The organism is Spirosoma sp. 209, assembly GCF_002006735.1.
Taxonomy (GTDB): domain Bacteria; phylum Bacteroidota; class Bacteroidia; order Cytophagales; family Spirosomataceae; genus Spirosoma; species Spirosoma sordidisoli.
Genome location: NZ_MVEC01000003.1, coordinates 363,987 through 384,988, shown reverse-complemented (window position 1 = coordinate 384,988; position 21,002 = coordinate 363,987). Strand labels below are relative to the sequence as shown.

General features: G+C 54.8%; 33 protein-coding genes and 2 tRNA genes. 3 read left to right on the top strand and 32 right to left on the bottom strand.

Going from position 1 to position 21,002, the window contains the following annotated elements; all coding sequences use genetic code 11:
- Positions 1 to 3: 3 nt before the first annotated feature.
- Together B1C80_RS07400 and B1C80_RS28270 are read left to right on the top strand one after the other, a co-directional pair.
- Positions 4 to 78 (top strand) — tRNA-Gln (locus B1C80_RS07400).
- A 1-nt stretch (position 79) separates the two neighbouring features.
- Positions 80 to 162, top strand: a tRNA-Ser gene (locus B1C80_RS28270).
- Between the two features lie 98 nt (positions 163 to 260).
- On the opposite strand, the gene B1C80_RS07395 is transcribed toward B1C80_RS28270, so the two are convergent.
- From B1C80_RS07395 to B1C80_RS07240, 31 genes are all read right to left on the bottom strand, one after another.
- Positions 261 to 500, bottom strand: a complete 240-nt coding sequence (locus tag B1C80_RS07395) for a hypothetical protein (protein ID WP_077920422.1) — start codon at positions 498 to 500, stop codon at positions 261 to 263.
- Positions 490 to 2,964, bottom strand: coding sequence for a tape measure protein (locus B1C80_RS07390; protein ID WP_077920421.1), 2,475 nt, complete (start codon positions 2,962 to 2,964; stop codon positions 490 to 492). The genes B1C80_RS07395 and B1C80_RS07390 overlap by 11 nt, the downstream gene beginning before the upstream one ends.
- On the bottom strand, positions 2,954 to 3,202 hold the full coding sequence (locus B1C80_RS07385) for a hypothetical protein (protein ID WP_077920420.1): 249 nt from the start codon (positions 3,200 to 3,202) through the stop codon (positions 2,954 to 2,956). Before B1C80_RS07385 ends, B1C80_RS07390 begins: the two co-directional genes overlap by 11 nt.
- Before the next feature lie 80 nt (positions 3,203 to 3,282).
- A complete protein-coding gene (locus B1C80_RS07380; protein ID WP_077920419.1) occupies positions 3,283 to 3,684 on the bottom strand; it encodes a hypothetical protein in 402 nt (133 codons plus the stop codon).
- A 51-nt stretch (positions 3,685 to 3,735) separates the two neighbouring features.
- Positions 3,736 to 4,164, bottom strand: coding sequence for a phage tail tube protein (locus B1C80_RS07375; RefSeq protein ID WP_077920418.1), 429 nt, complete (start codon positions 4,162 to 4,164; stop codon positions 3,736 to 3,738).
- A 24-nt stretch (positions 4,165 to 4,188) separates the two neighbouring features.
- Positions 4,189 to 4,614, bottom strand: a complete 426-nt coding sequence (locus tag B1C80_RS07370; RefSeq protein WP_077920417.1) for a DUF3168 domain-containing protein — start codon at positions 4,612 to 4,614, stop codon at positions 4,189 to 4,191.
- A gap of 2 nt (positions 4,615 to 4,616) precedes the next feature.
- Positions 4,617 to 4,895 carry a hypothetical protein gene (locus tag B1C80_RS07365; protein ID WP_077920416.1) on the bottom strand — a complete coding sequence of 93 codons (279 nt, stop codon included), beginning with the start codon at positions 4,893 to 4,895 and terminating at the stop codon, positions 4,617 to 4,619.
- Positions 4,892 to 5,323: an HK97-gp10 family putative phage morphogenesis protein gene (locus B1C80_RS07360; RefSeq protein WP_077920415.1), complete on the bottom strand. Its 432-nt coding sequence runs from the start codon at positions 5,321 to 5,323 to the stop codon at positions 4,892 to 4,894. The genes B1C80_RS07365 and B1C80_RS07360 overlap by 4 nt, the downstream gene beginning before the upstream one ends.
- Positions 5,316 to 5,627 (bottom strand): hypothetical protein, encoded by a 312-nt coding sequence (locus tag B1C80_RS07355; protein ID WP_077920414.1) that lies wholly within the window; start codon positions 5,625 to 5,627, stop codon positions 5,316 to 5,318. Before B1C80_RS07355 ends, B1C80_RS07360 begins: the two co-directional genes overlap by 8 nt.
- Positions 5,624 to 6,130, bottom strand: coding sequence for a hypothetical protein (locus tag B1C80_RS07350; RefSeq protein WP_077920413.1), 507 nt, complete (start codon positions 6,128 to 6,130; stop codon positions 5,624 to 5,626). The genes B1C80_RS07355 and B1C80_RS07350 overlap by 4 nt, the downstream gene beginning before the upstream one ends.
- A 2-nt stretch (positions 6,131 to 6,132) precedes the next feature.
- Entirely contained in the window at positions 6,133 to 6,489 is a 357-nt protein-coding gene (locus B1C80_RS07345; protein WP_077920412.1) for a hypothetical protein, read from the bottom strand.
- A gap of 1 nt (position 6,490) precedes the next feature.
- Complete coding sequence (locus B1C80_RS07340; protein WP_077920411.1) at positions 6,491 to 7,714, bottom strand: phage major capsid protein; 1,224 nt, start codon at positions 7,712 to 7,714, stop codon at positions 6,491 to 6,493.
- 31 nt (positions 7,715 to 7,745) lie between these two features.
- The gene (locus B1C80_RS07335; RefSeq protein ID WP_161492726.1) at positions 7,746 to 8,447 is read right to left on the bottom strand and encodes an HK97 family phage prohead protease; all 702 of its coding nucleotides are present in this window, start codon (positions 8,445 to 8,447) and stop codon (positions 7,746 to 7,748) included.
- A 105-nt stretch (positions 8,448 to 8,552) separates the two neighbouring features.
- Positions 8,553 to 8,750 (bottom strand): hypothetical protein, encoded by a 198-nt coding sequence (locus tag B1C80_RS07330; RefSeq protein WP_077920409.1) that lies wholly within the window; start codon positions 8,748 to 8,750, stop codon positions 8,553 to 8,555.
- Positions 8,751 to 8,776: 26 nt separating this feature from the next.
- On the bottom strand, positions 8,777 to 9,166 hold the full coding sequence (locus B1C80_RS07325; RefSeq protein WP_077920408.1) for a hypothetical protein: 390 nt from the start codon (positions 9,164 to 9,166) through the stop codon (positions 8,777 to 8,779).
- Positions 9,163 to 9,585 (bottom strand): hypothetical protein, encoded by a 423-nt coding sequence (locus tag B1C80_RS07320; RefSeq protein ID WP_077920407.1) that lies wholly within the window; start codon positions 9,583 to 9,585, stop codon positions 9,163 to 9,165. Before B1C80_RS07320 ends, B1C80_RS07325 begins: the two co-directional genes overlap by 4 nt.
- 402 nt (positions 9,586 to 9,987) lie before the next feature.
- On the bottom strand, positions 9,988 to 10,284 hold the full coding sequence (locus B1C80_RS07315) for a hypothetical protein (RefSeq protein WP_139361606.1): 297 nt from the start codon (positions 10,282 to 10,284) through the stop codon (positions 9,988 to 9,990).
- 60 nt (positions 10,285 to 10,344) lie between these two features.
- On the bottom strand, positions 10,345 to 10,728 hold the full coding sequence (locus B1C80_RS07310; RefSeq protein WP_077920405.1) for a hypothetical protein: 384 nt from the start codon (positions 10,726 to 10,728) through the stop codon (positions 10,345 to 10,347).
- 14 nt (positions 10,729 to 10,742) lie between these two features.
- Positions 10,743 to 11,570 carry a phage minor head protein gene (locus tag B1C80_RS07305; protein WP_077920404.1) on the bottom strand — a complete coding sequence of 276 codons (828 nt, stop codon included), beginning with the start codon at positions 11,568 to 11,570 and terminating at the stop codon, positions 10,743 to 10,745.
- A gap of 247 nt (positions 11,571 to 11,817) precedes the next feature.
- Positions 11,818 to 12,045: a hypothetical protein gene (locus B1C80_RS07295; protein ID WP_077920402.1), complete on the bottom strand. Its 228-nt coding sequence runs from the start codon at positions 12,043 to 12,045 to the stop codon at positions 11,818 to 11,820.
- The gene (locus B1C80_RS28370; protein ID WP_161492725.1) at positions 12,042 to 12,185 is read right to left on the bottom strand and encodes a hypothetical protein; all 144 of its coding nucleotides are present in this window, start codon (positions 12,183 to 12,185) and stop codon (positions 12,042 to 12,044) included. The genes B1C80_RS07295 and B1C80_RS28370 overlap by 4 nt, the downstream gene beginning before the upstream one ends.
- Before the next feature lie 58 nt (positions 12,186 to 12,243).
- Positions 12,244 to 13,671, bottom strand: coding sequence for a phage portal protein (locus B1C80_RS07290; RefSeq protein WP_077920401.1), 1,428 nt, complete (start codon positions 13,669 to 13,671; stop codon positions 12,244 to 12,246).
- Positions 13,649 to 13,858: a hypothetical protein gene (locus B1C80_RS07285; protein ID WP_139361605.1), complete on the bottom strand. Its 210-nt coding sequence runs from the start codon at positions 13,856 to 13,858 to the stop codon at positions 13,649 to 13,651. The genes B1C80_RS07290 and B1C80_RS07285 overlap by 23 nt, the downstream gene beginning before the upstream one ends.
- Positions 13,843 to 15,300 (bottom strand): terminase large subunit domain-containing protein, encoded by a 1,458-nt coding sequence (locus B1C80_RS07280; protein ID WP_077920399.1) that lies wholly within the window; start codon positions 15,298 to 15,300, stop codon positions 13,843 to 13,845. The genes B1C80_RS07285 and B1C80_RS07280 overlap by 16 nt, the downstream gene beginning before the upstream one ends.
- 47 nt (positions 15,301 to 15,347) lie before the next feature.
- Positions 15,348 to 15,836 carry a hypothetical protein gene (locus B1C80_RS07275; protein WP_077920398.1) on the bottom strand — a complete coding sequence of 163 codons (489 nt, stop codon included), beginning with the start codon at positions 15,834 to 15,836 and terminating at the stop codon, positions 15,348 to 15,350.
- Between the two features lie 79 nt (positions 15,837 to 15,915).
- Positions 15,916 to 16,410, bottom strand: coding sequence for a hypothetical protein (locus tag B1C80_RS07270; RefSeq protein WP_139361604.1), 495 nt, complete (start codon positions 16,408 to 16,410; stop codon positions 15,916 to 15,918).
- 329 nt (positions 16,411 to 16,739) lie between these two features.
- Entirely contained in the window at positions 16,740 to 17,126 is a 387-nt protein-coding gene (locus B1C80_RS07260) for a hypothetical protein (RefSeq protein WP_139361603.1), read from the bottom strand.
- A 274-nt stretch (positions 17,127 to 17,400) separates the two neighbouring features.
- Positions 17,401 to 17,790: a hypothetical protein gene (locus B1C80_RS07255; RefSeq protein ID WP_077920394.1), complete on the bottom strand. Its 390-nt coding sequence runs from the start codon at positions 17,788 to 17,790 to the stop codon at positions 17,401 to 17,403.
- A complete protein-coding gene (locus B1C80_RS07250) occupies positions 17,787 to 18,032 on the bottom strand; it encodes a hypothetical protein (protein WP_077920393.1) in 246 nt (81 codons plus the stop codon). Before B1C80_RS07250 ends, B1C80_RS07255 begins: the two co-directional genes overlap by 4 nt.
- A gap of 178 nt (positions 18,033 to 18,210) precedes the next feature.
- Complete coding sequence (locus B1C80_RS07245) at positions 18,211 to 18,540, bottom strand: hypothetical protein (RefSeq protein ID WP_077920392.1); 330 nt, start codon at positions 18,538 to 18,540, stop codon at positions 18,211 to 18,213.
- 52 nt (positions 18,541 to 18,592) lie between these two features.
- On the bottom strand, positions 18,593 to 18,967 hold the full coding sequence (locus B1C80_RS07240) for a hypothetical protein (RefSeq protein WP_077920391.1): 375 nt from the start codon (positions 18,965 to 18,967) through the stop codon (positions 18,593 to 18,595).
- Positions 18,968 to 19,252: 285 nt separating this feature from the next.
- Between B1C80_RS07240 and B1C80_RS28070 the strand changes: the two genes are divergently transcribed.
- Complete coding sequence (locus B1C80_RS28070) at positions 19,253 to 19,585, top strand: hypothetical protein (RefSeq protein WP_139361602.1); 333 nt, start codon at positions 19,253 to 19,255, stop codon at positions 19,583 to 19,585.
- Here B1C80_RS28070 and B1C80_RS07235 read toward each other — a convergent pair.
- Positions 19,494 to 20,909 carry a phage integrase SAM-like domain-containing protein gene (locus B1C80_RS07235; protein WP_139361601.1) on the bottom strand — a complete coding sequence of 472 codons (1,416 nt, stop codon included), beginning with the start codon at positions 20,907 to 20,909 and terminating at the stop codon, positions 19,494 to 19,496. The genes B1C80_RS28070 and B1C80_RS07235 overlap by 92 nt on opposite strands.
- Positions 20,910 to 21,002 lie beyond the last annotated feature (93 nt).

Below are 21,002 nucleotides of genomic sequence, written 5' to 3'. Positions count from 1 at the left end.
CGCTGCCGGATGATATAACGGTTATTATATCAGACTTTGACTCTGATTATCGTGGTTCGATTCCACGTCCGGCAACCATAGAGAGTAAAGCTATTTGGAATAGCGACGCCCTGCTAAGGCGTTCGTACCGCAAGGTATTTGGTTCGATTCCAATACTCTCTGCTAAGCCCGGCTACTCTGTGACCGGGCTTTTTCATGCCCATAAAAAAAGGCCGTATCCAATGGGTACGGCCTTTCCAGTAAACACAGAAAACAGACTACTACAGGGACGATAGAGACTTGGCTTTGGGGCAATATTGTGAGATGCGCGGCTCGAAGCCGGAAAAGTCTTGGTACTTGCGCTTACCGAGTGGGTGGGCGCGCTGGTGTACCGCTTCGGTCAGTTCGTACGCCTTTTCGCGGGTTACGTCCTGGGTGCGGTAAATGTTGAACCAATATTGATAGAAGAACGGGGTCAACAGCGTTCCGGCTTCCTCTACAGTGACGGTGTTAGATTCCATAGGTGTATTTCGACCGCTGATGGCGGGTTAATATCAATTCAAGATCGGCACCCGATACGCGGGTGGTTAGCACGCCGCCACCCCCGCCATTATCGGCCATAAACGATTTTAGCTTATCCAGCGGGGCGACAACTTCAGGGTTACGGGCGTTTGTACCGATACCTTCCCCGATCAGGGCGTTTGTTGGCCCGTAGACCAGACCCCCCTCAGCAAAGGCCGTAGAGGCCAGCCCTTTGGCCACGCCCCCGGCGACGACCAGCGCGCCCCCGGTCAATAGTTGCTTGGTGCCCAGCGCGGCCGTAAGCGGGTTGGACAGGAAAGGAATACCTGTTAGGATCATCGCCTTACCGATGGTAATGGCCTGATTCGCCAGCAGGTCAATGATCGACTTGAGTACCGAGCGTAAGATTTCCTTGCCGCTATCGACGTTGACCGTAGCCGCAGCCAATCCTTCAGCCAGCCCGCCGAACGCGTCTACCGCGCCCGATCGCAAGGCTTCTTTGGCCTGGCGGAACACCTCAGCGAGAACAGCTACCGACGAGCGCACTTTCGATGCCGTGTCGGTGAACATATCGCTACCGGCCGAGGAGAGCGAATCACGCAGTCCGCCGAAAAAGACGGGAATGTCGCTGAGGTTGTTTTTTAGCTCGGTAAGTTCCTTCTGAATGGCCAGCCGCTGCGCGCGCGCCTGCTCGGCCATGTTAGTTTGAAAACTCAGTAAGCCGGGTAGCTTGACCGGGCCGGTCTGTTTAAACTGATTGAGCATGTCGCCCAGCGAGCTTTTATTGACCCGGATGCCGGTCATTTCCTTTAGCTTGCCCAGGTCAACCTTCTTGATCGAGTTTTCAGCCTGCGCCAGCTCGTCGGAGAAGAACCGTAGCGACTTGCGCAGGTCGTCAAGATTTTTAGAGTCGGGGTCGAGCAGGCTCAGCGACTGGATTTCTTTCTGTACCTCCCCAATGCGCTGCTGGAGGTAGTCGATGTAACTGTAATCCTCATCGACCTTTTCTTTCTTTCCTTTTTTAGCTAACGCGGCCGGGCGGCTTTTCCCTTTGGCAGGTTCTTCACCTCCGAAATTAAAGCCCTGAAACAAGTCGAACTTAGGGGCAGCAATGTCGAATTTGCGGTCTTTCAGGCGCTTTTCTACCTCGTCCATTTCGTCACTGACGGCGGTAGACCAGTCGGTTAGCCCAAACAGGGACAAGGCTTTGGCGACCAGCCCGCCCATGGCTAGAATAGCCGTGCCGACAACGGCTACAATGCCATTCCAGGCGTATTTGGCGACGTTCTTCAGGTGCTCCCACACCTTCTCCCAATCACCCTGAAACAGGTTGGCAAACGCGCCAAAAATCGAGGTAATGACCCCAAGTGCGGACGAAACGATACCTTTAAGCTGCGTCCATACGCCCGAATCAACCAGCGCGGCCTTCACCTTGTCCCAGTGCATAATGATCAGGATAGCCGCCGCCGCGATGGCTGCCGCAATCAGGCCAATCGGCCCGAGCATGAGCATGGATGCCGTTCGAACGGCGAGCATCCCAGCCCTCAGGGCAGGCAGTATCGTGGTGGTAAAGAAGCCAATCCCGGCAATCAAGGGCGGCAAGGCGATCGCAATAAGCCCAAACGCCGACACCAGCGTCTGCGTAGTGGCGGGCATATTGTTGAACTTGTCGGCCAGCTTGGTAATGGCGTCGCCAACCGCATTGAGAAAACCCTCAATATGCAGGGCTTTAAAGAGGGTTTGCCCGACCCCATCAAAGGCGCGGGTCGTCGTGTCGCCGAAGTTCTCAAAGGCGTTCTTAGCGCCCCCGCTGGCTTTGGGTAGTTTTTCCAGGCCGTCGAGAATTACCTCCATGACCTGCTTGCTGCTAACGCCCAGCTTCTTAAAGTCGTCCGAGCGGGACGTACCAAAAGCCGCGTTCAGCAAGGGGGTCACCTGCGGAATGGCATCTTTGATGATGTTGAGGTCTTCTCCCAGCGGAAACGGGGTGTTGGCCAGCTGCTGCACGCCGTAGAGGGCGCGGCCAAACTCGACTTTACCCTTGCCTACCAGCGCCACGGCGTTGCCGAAACCCTTCAGTGTGCGTTCCGACATGTCAGCCGCTTTCTCAACCCCGTAGATGGAGTTGAGTACGGTGCGGAGCCGGATGTCGCCCGCGATGGTTTCTTTCATGCCTAGGCCGGGCAGCTTGGCAATCTCGTTGAGTTTACCGAGCCGGTTTTGCAGGGCCGTGGCGTCTTTTTCGAGCGTGGCCAGCCCCCGGCGCAGCGAGTCCATTTCTCCGAACGTCTCGATAGCCCGCTTACCCAACAAGGCCAGCGGAGCCGAGATAGCCACAGACAACGTCGTGCCAATCGTCTGAGCCTTTTGCGCAAAGCCTTGCAGCCCACCCGACACGTTGGCTAGTGCCGCCTGGAAACGGGCAATGTCGGCATCGATCAGTACGGTTAAGTTACGCAGCACGGGGAACTTTGGTTAGATTGAACGTAGAAGCCAGTAGCTCCATCATGACCTTGGGCGGTAGTGGGGCTGACTCTTTCGGAGCCTCATCACCCCACAGTGGCATGTACTCCGCTTCACTCTTGCGGTCTTTTTTGTCTACGTTGATGTTGTAGAGCAGGGCCGCAATGTGACGGGTGCGTCGCCAGTCATCAAGCGATCGGTCCCGGCATCCGGTCAGTAGCGCGTCCAGCTCACCCATCGTCAGGGCGTAATAGGCCTCCGGTAGAATGCCCAGTTCACGTAAAGCCCGCCGTTTGAGCGCACTAAACGTGGGCGGAGCTACTGGGTCGGCCGGATGCGGTCTTTCATCTTCTTTTTTTTAGCCCCATCGGAGTCGGGTGCTGCGTCGGGCAGGTCGAGTACGGAAAGTATCTCCTCTAGTCCAACTGCGTCGATCCAGTCGGATACCTGGTACTCGTTGAACGTGACGGGCTTGCCTTGCGAAAGGGCCGCAAACTGAGCAGCCGCAAACAGCAGCTTACGCACTACGCCTAAAAACTCGAACGTTACGACGGGCTGCCCGTTTTCGTCATTGCTGACGTTGAGCTGGGTCATGGCCTCGTCAACCGTTTTAGCGCCAATGGACTTGCCGAACAGCTCCAGCGCACCCATCCCAAACTTTAATTCGATTTCTGTTCCGTCTGGCAGCGTAAATGCCTTGTAGCCTGATAACTTGTTCATTGTTGGATAAGTAAGCCCGGCTCCGGTTGATCAGAGCCGGGCAGGTTAGTACTAAGCGGATTCAGCAGCCCCGGCCAATGTGCCGTCAGACAGCAGCGTAAACGATACCGTAGCACCCTGCTCGGTCGGAGCGTCGTTGGTCAATTTGGTTACGTGGAATTTGCCCGTCAGGCTGAAGTCGCCCACGGCGTCGGTCGAGAACTCGCAGTCTACCGAGACGTTCCCGTTGAACATGGCCCACAGCTGCGCGTACGTCAGATGGCCCGATGTAGCGGTATAGTTGATGTAGGCTTCGCACTGAATCTCGCCCGACTTAAACGAGGAGATCCGGCTACGCCACGCGCCCGAGTCTTTGTTAGTGGTCTCGAACGTGTCTTTGCTGAGGTCGAGGTTGGTTTTGGTTTCTTCGGCTACCAACAGGAATGCGGGTGCTCCCGTGGGTTTCATTTTCAGCCGGAGTAATGTGCCGTTAAAAGCCATAGTTGGATAAGGGCGTTAGCCCGGTTAAAGCGTAAGTGAATGCTGGACGGTAATTAGTTTACGTATCAGTGTTTCAGTGTCTGTCTCGATTGAAATGTCCTGGGTGCTACTGACGACCGTCAGCCAGCACGAAAAACCGGGGACGCTGAGCGTCGCGCCGGGGGTGGGGGTAATCAGGTTGGTGATCAGGTCGGCGATGTCACTAGCCGCCTTCTTACTCACGACGTCCCCGGCAAAGCGGGTGACGACATCGAGGTTAATTTCGCCCGTCTGCCCGAACGACTGCTTGGTATTGTCCCGTTGTCCCTGCCAGGGGCCGAGAATCACGTAGGGACTTACCGCGTCGTCCGGCGCTTTCAGGCTGTACAGCGGTACTGGCTGGTTCTGATAGGTCAGGTTAGCGAGTAGCGTTGTATACGCCTGGGCGAGAGCAAAACCGGCGTCTTTCATGACTAAGCGAGTGGTGGAGTGACAGGGCTAACCCACTCGAGTTTACCCGTCTCTTTGTTGACTTTTTGCGCTATTACGCCTGACTGCAAGGCTCCGCGCGCAAAGGCATTGGTTTGCCGGTTCAGTACCGCAACGATGTCACTGCCTTTGATTTTGCTTGATAGCTGTATAGTCTCATCCTCTCCGTGTAAGGCGGCTACGCAGCGATTAATGACTGATTGTGCGACGTTATCGCCCTCAATCGTGATGGTGGTTTGGTTGTGCTGGATTGTTAGTTTCATCGTAGTAATCGGTCTAGGGCTGCGCTGATCTGTTCGTAATACGCATCCCGATACTTCAAAAAAGCGGGAATCAAAAACGGCTGGGCCGCGCGGTTGATCGTGCGTTTACCCTTGCCCTTGTAGCCCGCTGCGAGGTCTTCAAACCCGGGCGGCACTTCGACCAGGCCACCCGTGCCGAACTCGACCCAGGCCCAGTAGGCGACGTTCGCCGAGAGTCCCGCTCCAAAGCCGCCATTGGTCGGCTCGTAGGTGATCGACTGGCGCAGCTTGCCCGTATCGACCGGAGCGCGCTGTTTAGCGTCGGCTTCCATCAATCGCCCGGTAGTCTCCGTGATGGTCAGCACTTCGCGTCGAACGCGGGGGGCTAACCGCAGGAAAAAGCCCTGTAACTGACTCACGCCCTTGACCGTGACCGCGCTCTTAGCCATTTTCCACGGCGATGATTTCAAGTCTCCGGCGCATGGCGTCTAAGTATCTTAGCTGCTGCACGGTCGCCCGTACGCCCGCGACGCTCACCAGCGTACCGGCTTTCACCGTGTAGGCGGGGTTCGCCCAGATGGTGAGCTTATACGCCTGTTTGAGCCGCACCTGATTGCCTGCCAGATCGCGTGAGCCCTTGAGCGGCTCGAACGTGCCGTGCGTGGTGTGCATCACCTCCTGAGCGCCCGTAAAGCCGCCCGCACCGTCCGGCACGCGCTGGGTTTCGAGAAACTGAATCGGTTCGGTTCTCATATGGCCCAGCTGTAGCGTGAATGCGCTCGCGCCAGGGATTTCCAATTGCGTACGCCGTCGTCAAACAGATTGGCCGCGAGTCTCAGAATAGCCTCCGCCAGATCATCGGGCAGCGTGTCCGGTGTATACCCCGCTGCGTAGCTGAGTTTCAGCCCATCGGTGTAATCGCCCGTGAGCGTGACAAAGCCAGTGCCGAGCGCGGGCAGCGTAAGCGCCGTTCCCGCGCCGTTGGTAGCTGTGATAGTCCCCGTTACGGGGCCATAGGGCAGCTCGACGTAATCGTAGCATTCCCGCCAAAAGACCTCAACCTGACCCGCGTCTACGAGTACTCCCGTGTGTTTTTCGATTTGCCTACGGGCTGACGAGAGACACTGCTGTAAGCGCGGGTCGTGGCTGAGAAAATCGATAGCCAGCAGCCCCTTCAGCCGGTCAAGCAGCGCGTCCAGCTCGTTGGGGTCGGGCGCGCTACGGGTGACGGTAACTTTCGGGGCGGTGGTCTGCATGATTACTTGGTTCTGCGCCCTCGTGCGGGCTTGTCTTCTTTAGTGGTTTCGTCGGCTGCGGTTTCGTCAACCTTATCGTCTTCAACAAGGTCTTCAGCCTTCTCCTCGACTTCGGGAGCCTCTTCAACCTCGGGAGTTCCTTCAGCTGGTTGATCCGGCTCGGCGGGGACTTCCGGCTCTACCAGCGCGGGTGCAGTGCCGAATGTGGGGATAGCATGACCAGCGGGTAGTTCGTCTTCGTAGCCGATCAGCAGGGCTTTTCCGCCGTTAACCAGCGCGTGGCTGGTATCGTAATCGGCTAGTGCACTGGAACCCGCAGCGTGTGGGCCAACGGGTTCCAGGAACTTAATGTGCTGCATACTAGACGGTCGTGATGGCGGTAACAGCGGTTGAGAACGCGCCTTTGACAAAGGCCGGGGCCTCAACGCCCTTCACGCGGAACGCAGCGCGGGCGGTGCCGGTGATGGTCTTAAAGCCCTTCACGGCATCATCTTCGTTCTGATCCCAGATGTTCACCGAGATGCCCCGGCGCAGGAACAGTTTAGCCTTCGAGAAGTCGGCTACCAGGAACGAGCCTACCGTCATGCCCAGGTTTTCGATGATCGGAATACCCATGAAGCGAACGACGCCCGACTGATCCTGTGTCACGAAATACGGCTTCAGGTAATCTGCCTGCGTGTTCACGTCAAGCATGATGTTAGCCGCGTCGGTGGGGTGCAGCACGATAGCCGAGGGGTAGTACCGGGCGTTCTGTACTTGCAGGACAGCTGCGCACATTACGTCGTATTTCTTCGGAGCCGCCTTGGTCTCAAAGCCGGTCGGCTTAGCGAAGGTCGTCGCGTAGGTCAGTATGCCTTTGTGCTGAGGTGACGTACCCGTACCCGACAGCAGCTGCGTGTCGATGAGCAGTTCGAGCGAGTTAACCAGCTCCCCGCCGATTTCGTCGGCCAGGAAATCGATGTCGTCCAGGTTCTTGTTCGATACCTTGCTGTAGACGGTCGAGTACTCGGCAGCCCGGCTGTATTCGGTATACGTCGCCGAGAACTGGCTGTACTTGTCGCCCTCCGCCGTTTGAGCCGCGCCACCCTGACGGTCGGTGCGTTCTACCCAGCTGATAGTGTCGCTATTAAGCGCGCCCACCGAGATCAGATCGAGCAGGAAGGGCGAACGGTCGGGCTGCTTAGCTACGCCCGGCTCCCGATCCCATACCGGAATGCGGCCACCGCCGTTTGTGTTTGAGGCTACCATGTTAGCCGCAGCCTTCACGGTAAACGAGGCTTTCTGACCGGCGCGGATTTCTTCGACGCGGCCTTTGGTCATAAACTGCGAAATCTCACCCTTCAGGCTGGGGGCTTCGCCGTTGCCGTTCAGGCCGGGCCGCTTGGTGGATAGGGCGTCGAGTTGCTTCTGGGCTTCGTCCGACTTCTTCTCGAACTCTTCCATTTTGCCTTTCAGCTCCAAAAACAGGGCGTCTACGGCTTCCTGCGAGGCTTTCTTACCAACGGCCGTCTCGATCTCGTTCTGCTTGGCTTTGATAGCCTCAGCGGCTTCTTTGATGCTTTTTTTAACTTCTTCTTCGTTCATGGGAGTACCGCTACGGTGGGCAGCGGCTGGATTAAAGCGTGAATGATTCTTTGATGAACTGGGCGATGAGTTCGGCGCTTTTGCGGGCGGCTTCGGCGTCCGGCTGAGTGGAGGGTTCCGGCTCAGTGGGGGGCTTGTGGGCCTTCAAAACGGCGGAAATCGCATCGTAATGGGCTTGTAGCTGGGCAAACGTCTCGTCGGTCAGGGTGCCTTTGTGGAGCTGGTTATCGACGAGGTGGAGGTAATGCAGAAGATCCCCCTCGGACTTGATGCCCGTCAGGGGGGTATTGGGGTTCGCTCCGTAGAACTGGAGACTGGAACCCTCATAGAGCTTGAGTTCGAGCAGCTCGTAGGCGTCCTGGGTCGGATTGCCCTTAATGACGCTGTAACCGATCGAATGCTCCGTGATCAGGCCGGATTCGGCCATTTTGAGGAAGTCCATACCCAGGGCGTGAGAGCCGATCTGGGACTCGTAATACAGGCCGAACCCGTCCTCTTTGAGCACAGTGAGCCGCCCAATCGATTGATTGGTGCGATGATCCAATAAATGCTTGATGCGGGGCTTGGCAGAATCGGGGCCGTTCTCCAGGATGGTCTTGGTGAACGCGCCGGGGCGGATAATATCGCCGTCAGAGTCTTTGTTGCCGAAGCAGGAGAAATAGCCCGTTACGACGCCGGTCTTGGGGTCAGCGTCTTTAATTTGACCGGGGGCGTCGGTTAGTTTGTACTTCACGGAAACGGGCAGCGAATGGATGGGGTTCGTTGCCGTGAAGTTGCTACATTAGCTCATTTGCATTGTTGCAGGAATTGCAAGGATTCATTGCCAATTTGGCAATAATTACGCCCGTTTACTGTAATAGTGATTTAAAAACGTGCGATACGCTGAATCGTAGCGTAGGCCGTACTTGGGCGGAAAGGCTTCCTGTACCGCCTCGAACGTCTCGGGCATGGACAGCTTGGGGTCGGCCTTGCGCTTCTCGCGGGCCAGTTCGACCGCTGCCTGATGAATGGTGGGGGCTTCAGTTCCGGTGTTCATACGTTGCGGTGGTGGGTAATGGGGGATTAACTCAACTGCACAAATTGGGGGTCTATGGTTCCTGGCACATACACGCCGATCGATTGCAAGTAGGAGACAAGCGTTGCGGTAGCTGCTGTTAGGGGTACGCCTTTGTAACGCAAGCCAATATGCCAGTCTTTTACAAATTCCGGGGGTAGATTAACATACGTCAAAGCCTGGTTTCTTTCCTCTTCAGTTAAGACCGACTCACGCAGATGCAACCTAAACCCCCGCACGTCCTGACCGTAGACAAACGGCGTTTCTTTGCCGTATACTTCCCAGAGGAACTGTGCCACGGGTTCGGTAAACGCGCGCCACTCATCACCCCACAGCAGTTCGTAGCTACAGGTAGCGCCCCAGTAGGCGGCAATATCGCGTAGGTCTTTGGGGGTCATGAGCGGGTCTGGGCTTCGATGTACTCGACTGCGTACATCAATACATCATCGGTGTGTAGTTTGTTGCTATTTACGGCGCTAATGAAATCTTCCTTGGACATGCTCAGGGCAAGTGCAAACAGCCGTGATGCGCCGGGAAAGTAGTCGCCAAGTGCATGTAAATCATGCTGGCTAATATATCCAACTGCAATCATTGTAGACAGCACAAACATGCCATCGGGTAACCGCTCAGGCTCTACCAATAGATACCGTGATGTGGTCGAAAAAGCGCGGTAAATTCGGTCTGTATGGGGCTCTAAACTTGTCCCCTCTACCGCCCAACGAAGCCGCTCTTTGGCAACCTCTAACGATATACGCTTAGGGTGAGTAACCTCTGCCCGTTTCAGCGCCTTCTTAATCTGCTCTATGATCGTTTTCATCGTGTCTGTGTTCTATTAAGCAAAACGGCGCAGTCCTAAGTCGGCTCGATCCTGTTTAGTTAGCGCAGGGCGCGGCTTTGGCACCCCCATACGGGCGTCCATCTGCGCGTTCATTGAACGAATATTAGCCCGCCACTCGCGTTCTTCCCGTTCCTGCCAAGCTACCATAGCGTCGTGGAATTCTCTAGATACTCGTACTGTCGCTGGTTTCATTTGCTATGAGCTACGATTAAGAGATATTTCCCTATAACATATCGCTTACAGCCGTAACCATTGCGCTGACTAAACAGCGACGCGTGACGGCTCGTATCCTTCAGCGTTACCTGATAGCCCAATAAGCTAAATCGGCATACCGCCCCATACTTCATTGCCAATTCTTTCATCTCTTTCCGTGTCTGTGTTCTACTGCCCAGAGTAAATAATGGCGTGTAATTGCCCGATCGTGTCGATGGGAGCCGAACTGCCAACCAGTACCGCTTTATCGGCCAGGTCGCCAATGTTCAGCGTATAGATATTTACCTGAATGTCGCCTAACTCCCAACGTGATACGATACGATAGCCTTGCGCATAAAAAGGACTATCCGCTGGAACAACCCTTTCCCATACCCGCGCAAAATCAAGCCATACTAGCGTGGTTTGCCGTGTGGTCTGGGATAGCATTTGGGGCGCTATTCTTCGGGCTACTACTTTTGTTTCCATGATGATTCTATTTGTCTGTGTTCTACCGTAATATACACAAAATGAGTTAATTAAGCAAGATTAGAACGTGTCGAGTTCTTTGGCTACCCGTTGAGTGTTAACCGCCTTAGACTTCTTAAACTTCACGTATGCAGCCAGGTAGATGCGGTTTACCCTGGCAAATTGCGCTGGGGTTAACTTGTACCACTCTACATGAGTCGTGTAGCCACCTTCTGCATAACTGACAGTAGCGACTTTGTAATCACTTTCGTACCCAACCGCGTAAACGTTTGGCTTATTTATGAACAGCTTCAACCTTTCCGGGCTGGACTCTCGTATCTCTGCTTTTTGCGGGTACTTTTCAAACAACCGCACCACACGCTCGGCCATCGCCGGATTATCAATAGCCTGCCCAAACGAAGCGGACACGATGAGGGTCAATACAAGGGTTATTACTGTTTTCATGTTCTGTTTTCTGTCTAATTATCAAACAAATTCACGCTCGGCACGTAGACTACACTGCATCGGCATCGGCACACCTGCGCGGGACCGCCGGCCGGGTCGCCCGGATAGCGCATCGCTTTGCCACCCACGATAAACACGCCATCTTTGGGTACGGGTTTGCTCCTCAGCATGGCCCGGTGGCTCGCTCTTGTACGGGCGTCGTTAGTCGCAATCCATACTTTGTTCAGGATCAAATTCGTCGCGCTGGCTCCCATTTCCGCCCCCACACTAGCCGCGCGGGTCGTTTCTGTCCGGACAATGAGCAAGGCCCGCACCGGGTCAGCTATCACCTCACGCAAGCGCCGGGCTATCTTGCGAATGTCCCATACCTGCTCGGCTCCGCGCGTCAGCACATCGCGAATCAACTGTTTGGTGTGGGCGCTCATCTGCGTCACCCGCTGGGCACTCTCGCTGCTCCGGGCCAACAGCATCATGCGCTGCCGCCACGTCGGGCTACTGCGCTGAATGGTCAGCAATCCGGGGTCACTGGCGGGTTCGGATAAGCCAGGCCCGTCGCGGTCTTTGGTGAGCATCAGCACCGGCGCGCTCTTGACGCTCAGTAACCGGCTGTACTCACGGATCGCCGACTGCATGCCCACTTCGCCGTAGATGTCGGCGAGCAGGGCCGCGTGAGCCTCGGGGCTAACGGATTCTTCCCACTCGCTACCCGCCCGCACCTGGGCAATGACCGCCAACGCCATAGCCCGAAGCCGGACGAGCGTTACGCGCTTGGCGTAGCGTTCCTGTCCGGCGTGCCAGCGTAAAAACGACTGGTGGAGCGTATGGCGCTGGTTGGGGGTCATAGCGTAGCTGGTGCCGTCTGTTGTGCCAGGAGACTAGCGCGAACCCATATCCAGCGCCGGGCAACCTCTTTGCATTCGTCTTTCGTGTCAGCCCATCCAATGCATTCGCCGTTTAGGTGCACTACAAACTCGTTGGCTTCTACAGGGTGAAGTATACTAACAGTTCCGAACGGTATCTGCGCGGTAGCGGTCGCGTACCACTCATATGGCTCTGCGTCAGCTGGCCACGGTTGCTCTATCCATTCCATCACTTACGAGTATCTGCTTTGTTTACTTCGTTATTTTCGAGCCGCAACCGCTTGTAGTCCTTGTAGTACTCGCGGCTACTCTTTGTGTTTAGCCAGTGAGGCGGCATACCCGGCCCTTTCCGTCGATACCGCCGAATGACGAGGTATGCCCCCACCACAAGGAGTATAGCCATACCAATCGGGTGAATGGTCAGGCTAAATACATCGTTGATATAAATCGTCGTCATTGCACAAGACGTTTAGCCCCGATATATTCATTCAGGGCGCTCAGTTGCGCTAACAAGGCGTCGTGCTGGTAGGCCAGTTCCGGCTTCTCCAGGTCCTTCGATATGGCCACAATTTCGGCCAGTACGGTTTGTGTTGTCATGATCTGTTTTGCGTTTTGTTTCTAGCGTAACATACACAAAAACAACGACTTATGCAAGTTAATACGTGCCGTCGTTGGCGGGGTCAGATGCCGGGTCAGCAGCCGGATCGGGCTGGGCAAAGTCGGTAATCGGCTGGCGTCCGGTAGCCAATAGCGGCACCTGCATTTCCGGCGTACCGATGGCTTCGTATCCGGCGGCTTCGCGCATCTCGTCGCCCGTCAGCGGCACCATAGACAGCCAGCTAAACAGCTCTTTCTTGTCTTGCTGCAACTCGGGGTATACGTCCGTGTTGGCTTCGATATGCCGTTCGTATTTGTTGCGGGCATTATACGGGCCGAGCCACCACTCGGATAACTTCTGGTAGATAAGCGCCTGATCGGGCAATACTCCGCCCCGCAGGCTGGCCTTGTTGGCTTCTTCCTGCTTGTTGCCGCCCAAACTACCCTCGGTAGTAGAGGAAAATACGCTATTGGCGTCGAGGTGCCACAGGGCGCAAAACTCCTCTTTGGTGCCAATGTTGCTTTGCAGGATGTTCAGGTCTACCGGACTAGCGCCGATGTTGATACTCCCGAGTTCAATGCTGTTGGTAGCGATACCGCCCGAGCCGGCCTGTTTGAGCTTTCGGCGCATATCCTCCCCAGCTTTTTCGGCTTCGGACCCCGCTGGCGGCTCAAAGCCTTCGTAGTACTTAGGGAAAATGATCGAACGGCTCCCCCGGTTCTGCATGGCCTCGGCCTCGGCGTCAAGGGCGTTGATTGACTTGGTGAGCAGCCGACGCGCCGGGGCTAACTTGCTCATGCCCCACAACTGACCACCCTGCAACGTCGGATCGGGATTGAACCGGCGTAAGTGCAATACGCTCCGCCCTTCGATTTGCGACAGCGGGTGTGGCGTCGAGCTAAGTACGTCAACAAAATACTCAAAGCCCGATATGCTTGCGTTCTTGCCCGAGTACTGCCCCGTAGGGAGTAGAAACAGCTGACGGGCAAAGCCATCGTTTGGGCCACCCTGAACCTGGGGGCCGTAGAGCAGGGCGTTCCCGAAGTCCCAATATACCGACAAGGCGTACATCAACTCACCCCACGTCTGCAATGGGTTGGGCTGGGCCAGCGATTGGTTCACTACGTCGCGCTCGTCCTCTACTTCAGCCAGTGCCTTACTGCGTAAGACGTACTCGTTAGCCTTCTGGTAGGGCGTATAGGCTTTGAACTTGCGGTAGGATTTCTGATCCTTCACCTCGTACTGAATCGGGGGAGCCATCGCCAGGCGCTGCGCTTTCCAGTCAGCAATGGTGAACACGTAATGGTTCTCCATGTAGCCTTGTTGTAGCAGGACCGGATTTTCGGCCGGGAACAATTCGAGCGACGCCCAGCCCGTCAGGCCAAAGCGGTTGATACCCGTCTGCCGGGCGATAAGGGCCGGATCGGGTAGGTAGCGGTCGCGGCTGGTAGGCAGCGCGGCCTTAATGTTGGATAAGAGACCCATGGGCGTAAGAGACGTATACGGTGAGAAAGACAAGGGTATTCAGCAGCAGCACAGCCGCCAGGGCGAGGCCATAGCGCCGTTGGGCGGGGGCCTTACTGTCGAGCGACAGCAGCGTGACGATAGCCGTAACCACGGCGTTGAGGACCAGCAGGAGAATCAGCAGGATAAGCATCAGTGGACAGCCCATTGGCGGGCCTTTGGTTTGAGGTCGAAGATTTCACGCATGCAGAACATATCCATCAGGTCAGGGCTTTCCCCGTTGCCGCCTAGTTTGACGCGCATTTGATCCTTTGGGATAACGCGCAGTTTACCGTCGCTATCGGGCTTGTCGCGCTTAATGACCTTGCGCTCATGCATAAACCGCTGGCGTACGGTCATTTTAGTGTCGTACATCTGATTGGCGACGTGTTCAGCTATAGCCATATCGCCTTGCTTGGTGCGGTTGGCGGTGCGGTAAAAGCACTGCGTTTTCAGGTTGAAATAGTTCTCTTTTACCTTCTTTCCGGCATCGTCGCGGGCTTCTAAAGGCGCGGCCCCGTTATGAAACGCAATAGCGCCGGGGGCGAAGCCTTCGTACAGTCCGCCGATGCCGTCCGCGTCAAACGTAATATGCCGGTTCGGGACGTTATGCAGTTTGGCCATATTGCCGATCGTTTCCACTACTTTAGGCCCGTCGCTTTTGTCGAGGATTGCAATATCCGCCAGCTTCCAGCCGTGCCACGCGCCGACGATGAACTTGTTGGAGCCTTTTCCAGCAATATCAGCCGTGATGTATCGCCCAACCTCATCGACGTTCCGCAGGTTATCAAACAGCCCGCAAAACGATGCATAGTCGTATATATCCAAATCAGAGGGGGCGGGCTTCCAGCACCCGTCCTGTAGCTGTAAACGAATCTGTTCGTCCTGCGCGGCCAGGTTAGCCAGGTAGCCGGGATCTTTACCCAGCAGCGCCCGGTTGTCATAGATGCTACCCGAAACGAACGTAACCGACTTAACGAAGTCCTCGGCGGCTTGCCCCGACTTCTCGACCAACGGGCCGATAAAAAACCAGGCGGCTTCGATGACTTCCTGTTTGGTGTCACCCCATATGTAGTCGTCGCCGTGCTTGACCAGGTACCGAATCACCCCGTCCCGTTCGGGTATCGGGTAACCCGTCTCGGGGTCGATCCACCACTTGATCAGCTCGTATACCCAACTCTCGGAGTCGGGATTGCAGGTCGCCCGTACGTAGGGTTTTACGCCACAGGTCGAACGGTTCCGGCTAATCATGTACCAAAACATCGACTTGGTAAAGTGGGTCAGCTCATCGAATTTGATCAACGGTATCTGCGACCCCTGCCAGTTTAGTACGTCCTGCTCATATTGCAGGGAGGCAAACTTAGCCGTAGCGCCGGAGGGAAACACCCATTCCAGTTCATTCTGCCGGGGCGTTGCTCCCAGGTGCGGATATATCTCCGATGAGGTATCCCATAGCCCGCCTTTGGCCCGTATTTGCGGCTTGGTGCGTCGAAACGTGACCGAGCCGAACTGTGGGTTATCGACGTGGTACAGATCTTCCAGGCATAGTACGTACGATTTGCCCACGCCCGCCGATGCGCCACCAATGAGTATATCAGCGTCAGAGGCCATCGCCTTGAGCTGGTATCCATGCTGCGGCCTTATGACGGTGCGGTTACTCACGATCCTTTGCGGGGCAATTCAAAGAAGGTTATCGGCCCGCCATCCGGCCCCGAATGTTCGTGATCGACCTTATCCCGCCACTTTGTAGGTTGTCGGTTTCGGAGCCACAAAGAGATAGCCTGAAAGTCGGGAGGGGCGACACGTTTTACTTTGACAATCTCTATCTCCTCCTCAAATTGCCCGCGCTTCACCTTAAAAGCCTGCTCCTCTTCCCATTCAGCACCTATCGCTTTGTTATACAGGCCATTAACTACATTCATATCGGCTGATATTTTGCCAGCCTTTATGGAGTCGGAAAACTCTTGATGAGCAGCGCGCCACGCGTAGATCGTATCCTTGTGAACCCCAAAGAAATCGGCTAGCTCCTCATCGGTTGCCCCGAGCAAGCAGAGCTTATACGCCTGTTCAGCGTACTCCTCCTTGTATTTGGAAGGTCGTCCGCCGTCGTTGCCTTCTGCGAATGTATTGCCGGTATGTGCTGCCATATTGCGGTGGGTACTCTATACACAAAGTACTTTTATTTTCAAAGTAAAAGTACAAAAAAATAATTCCCCACGCAAGGGGTTAGCCATTTTCAGCCCGCACCGCGAGCCCTTTTTGAATCAGCCCCCGCGAATCGATACCCAGGCTGTCGAGGTAGTCGATCAGGTCAGCGGCTTTCAGGTGTGCGCTTTCTCCGTGGTTATTGTCCAGCCATATATCACCATCGTTATTAATGGTCGCTACCTGAACGTCAATAGCAGCGTAGTATCGAATAGCTACCTGCTCTGCGCTCCGAATAAACTTTGCGTCCGCCCCAAAGACCCCCCGCCACTCGGCATCCGTCACGTCCGTTACCAACCGCAGCACGGGGCGGATAGCAGACAGGGGATAATCGCGGTATAGCAACCGAGGGCCAAAGCCGACTGTTGCGAGAGATGCATCGCCGGGCAAAAAAAGCACAGCAGCGAGCGTACCGCGCTGCTCATGCTCAGGCGTTCCCGGCGCGTCAACCTGTACAGTTTGCCCGATATGCCGCCCCAGCTGGGCCGCAGACAAGGTGGGTGTGGTCGTGGTCATGCAGTCGCGGGTGTTAGGGTGTCCCGGCGTACCCAATCGCTTTGCGGATATTGGTATCCGCCCGAAAAGTCGCCAGCGATCTTTACGTTTCGACCGTGCTTGTTACCTCTACGAACCGCTACCACTTTGTACGTCTCGTTTGGTATCGGGGTGTAACCCACTCTCTGCCCTATCGTTAGTTTTCTCATTGTTCTGGTTTGATGTAAAGTAAAACACTGCTTCAAACTCTGCGATCTGCCGCGCCCGTTCGGCGTCGGTCAGGGGCGGGAGGGTCTTGGCTTTGCGGGGCATTATCAATAGTTGAGGGTTGGCTGGGTGAAGAGTCAGGCTCACGTATGATCTGGGTATTGAGCTATTAATTTTTCAAGCTCCTCCTCTGCCGCCTTCATCGCTTCCTTGATTTTCCTGTAGCCCTGTACAGCATCGCCAATTTCCCAACGCTCCTCTAATCGCTCATTATCGATCTGGGGAAAAAACCGATATTCGGTTTGAGTACCGAACGAATATTTTATGACTCGCTCCCGAAAAATTCTGACAACAAAATCAGAATCGCCGTACAATTGGTGTCCGTCAATTGTATAGACCTCCATCCTAGTTATCTCATCTGTGAAGTTATACCAAGTGTAAGCCATGTCGTTCAACATCTTTTTGGGTAGCATAATGAAAAAAATCCCAGAACTGTTCACCTGTAAGTGCGGATAGGCTTTGTTTGCCATACCTATAGCCAAGTACCACTACGCCATTTTTCGCGCTCGCCTTGTTGTCGTCATGCCAAAATAGCAGGTAATCGTAGCATCGTTGAGGCACTTGGGTTGCGTCGAATAATTCCTTCATTGCTCTTTTGCAGTTTCAATCCATCTGCTTTGTTTCCATACCGTAATATACTTACTACCAACGACTTAACCAAGCCCGGTCGGTAAATTATTCCGCGTTTTGCGCGTCCTCATCCAGATGCTCGAGCCGGTCCAGCCGCTCGGTTACAGCGACCTCTTACAATATCGAATCGTCGTCTAAATCCTCTAATCTCTGCGATTCATCTAGCATGGCTTGTAAACGATCAATGCGCTCTTTAACCGCCTTATTGATAAAGGTATTACGCTTTTCTCCCTCATAATCTTTAAGCCAAGCCACCAAGTCATTGTCGAGCTTTAGGGGTATAGCCGTTTGGGTTACAGGCTTATCTGTGTTGCCGGCTCGGCGCTTTGGGGCTTTATCAGCGCAGATTCGTAGTAAATCATACTGAGCAGAGGTCAACCGTTTTAGTGCCTTTTTGTCTGCATTTCGGATTGTGTCCCAAACAAATTTGGCTTCGTACTCGGTCAACTTGTTGGCGCGACGGGCCTTCTCGGCCTCGTCGCGCAGAATTTCAGCATTGGTCATACCAGTTCAACGTGTGATTTTACAAACTCAACATCCTTTCCGGAAACCTGAGCGATTGACTCAATCAGTTGATTGTAGTCATCATTGTAGTGAGGGTCGGTATAGCCGGCAGATTTTGTATTAGGCCAACCCGTTGCGTCTGTTTCGCGGATTTGCAGTTTCATGCCACGATCCAAGTATTGACCGTAAGAGCTTGCCAGTTGATTGGTGATGAATGCGCTTGCCATTGTTTCTGTCAGCATGGGTTGGTTTGTCTCCCGTTTGCTTGCATCAAAGATACGAATAAAGTATATACTTTGTCAATAGCACAAGGTAAAATACTTGATAAAGTACAACATTTTCTTTCTTTTGCGCCGATAAATCTGATAGTGGGCGTAAGATACGGGGATAGCGTGCGCCTTTTCTGCACGGATCACCCGGCTATAGATTTACCGTCGCGCCCTGGTTAAGGCCCGTCTCAGTCTCGAACACCCAGATAACCAGCTTCAGCCAGCGAGGGAAATCCTGCTTTTTCGAGTTAACGACCGTACGGATGCTACCAGCCGACAGCCCGGTAATGTCGGCCACCTGCTGATCGGCCATGCCGTAGTAGGCTTTCATCCGGTCGTAGCGGGCCTTCCATGTCAGCGGGGAGCCCTGAAAGCGAACGAGGGCTTCGGCCTGCTCGATGCGCTTACGGGTCTGGAATGAACGCCTTGACGCCTGAATCATCGGGTCGGCGTCGGGATCGAAATTATCTGTATTTTGCATGGTCTTAGTTGGTAGTCCCCGGTGCTGGTAGGGCGGTCTTTTTTCATAGCCACTATCCTTCAATAACATCGAACTCTAATGTGTCACGGTAAATTGAAATCTCAACCTTATCGGACACTGCCAACTCCTTCCCTGTCCAGTATTGGTACACCGGGTTGGAATCAATATTACGCTCAGCAGACAAAAGAGAATCGCAGCCCGAAACCATATTGAGCGCATTCATTAACAACTGGCGATAGAACCCCATGCCACGGAAGGCAGGATTAATTTCAACGCCATCAATAGCGTATTGATTATAGGTGCCAGTCCTTGCAATCACTAATTGTCCTTGTTTTTCTCCGTCAATCAGCAGGCTAATGGTTACAATTGGCTCGCCGTCTTCTACTTCAGCCGAAAATGAGATATTCTTAAAGCTAAGCGTTTCCATGATCGTTATGTGTTTGTGTTGCCCTCTGCGTTAAGGACATAACAAAGATAACAGGTAAATTTGTAATGTCAATCATTATGTACAATATTCTTTCTTTTGTAGTGGTAAGTTCTTGATTAAGTACAATAAATAGATTGCACCCGTAGCTTCACCCCGCGCCCTGCTGCTTGATCCGCCGGATTTCCGTCTACATGTCCAGCCCCTGCACGTTGACGTAATGGCAAATACCGGACACATTTGCGCGTATGCTGCCTTTTTCGCACATTGCAGCAAATACCTACTCTCATGCCCCTCGATACACAGCACACCATCAACGAAGCCGACCAGCAAGCCTATACGTATACCCACACCCAGGACGAACTAAGCGTCTCGATTGTAACTGACGTAACGCCCGATAAACAAGTGTTCTACGTCAACGCCGGACACGACAGCATAAAGCTGACCGTCGAGGTGCGTAATAAGAACCTGGTCCTTTCCATTCACCACAACGATCAGCTTTCGTTTAGCGGCTCGGCCGAACAACTCGCTACGCTGCATCAGGCGGGATACGCTCTGACGGCGATTGGTCATTTTTGGCGATCGGCCGAGCTTCCAGGAAACCCTCTACCACCTCGGTAGCCCGGTCGATATAATGCCGGGCGTGGCGGGGTGATGACCAGCCCGCCATCATCATCAGCTGCACCTCGTTCGCGCCCGCAATGGTCCGACTCGTCAGGCCCGTATCGCGCCCCTGGCCAAACTGCAAACCAATCAGTTTACCGTCGCTATCCCGCAGGTCGGCCACCTCAGCGATTCGCTTGAGGTACTTACTGAACAGGGCGCTGTGGCGAAAGTACAGCCCCCGCACCCCGCCCCACTTCTCAATCAGCCGCTCGGCACGCGGGGTGATGTTCACCGTCTGCTTCAGGCTGCGCCCCGTCTGCTTGCTGCGCTCATGGGTATAAAAGCGGTTGCCCTTCTCGGTCGTCACCACGCGCATCGTGCGCAGCTCCATGTAGTCGGAGTAGTGCAGACACAGCTCTCCCGCCACCAGCCAGCTATCACACACCCAGCGCAGCATGGGCGGCAGCTCGCATTCCTCCAGTAGAATTAACTGACGTTCGGATAGGGGTTTGGGGTTCGGTGGACTGCCACCCCGGCACGATACGTCCCGCACGTAGTTTTCTTTCACGTAGCGTTTTTGCACGGCGTACTCCATGAGTTGCTTAAGGAATGAAAGTACCTTGTTGATCGTCGCCATGCTGTAGCGCGTACCGTTCGACTGGTGCTGATCGAGCAGCCAGTCCTTTAGATCGTACGCAAACGGGGCGTCTACGTTCAGCACCGGCATGCGCGTTCGTTTGATCGCTTGCAGGTAGGAAAACAACAAGGCCCACCGCTTGGGGTACGTCTCGTAGGTCGAGGGGCCGATCTGGTCGGGCTGACGCTTGCGGCCATCGGGTTCGATCAGGCGCTTACGGCTCGCCATAAACTCGTCGTACAAGCGCGGAAACGTCGCCAGCTCAAAGGGCGACGGCGCGCCCGCTGCCTGGGCAAAGGCCATATCGGCTTTATCCTGGTTGATCTTGAGCCAGCGGGCTGCATTGAGGACAGCTTCACCGTCGAGTAGCTTCTGCTCCTGGCTGGCCTGGCGGCTCAGCTCATCGTGAGCCTCACGCAACAGCGCTTCGTAAGCCGCTATCTGATTGATCAGCTCTTTGGCTTCGGCTGACTTTCTGACCGCGATGCGCCCATCCCAGGCCGCGCGGGTCGTGCGGATTTCGGTGGTGTAGCCCCCGTAAAAAATGTTATTGATTTTGATGCGCACGTAGATGTAGCCATTGTAGGGGCGCTGACCGTCGGCGGTGGACAAGCGAACGGCGGAAGTGACCCGGACGGGTCGGAACTCGAAATACAGATCCATCGGCTGGCGGGATAGCCGCGACCAGAAAATTCTTGACATAGTAGCGTGAATAGGGAGGAGTTATGACCCGAAAGCTACATGTAGAAAGTTAGGGCGCAACTGATATTAATCATATTTCATCTACTCATCATT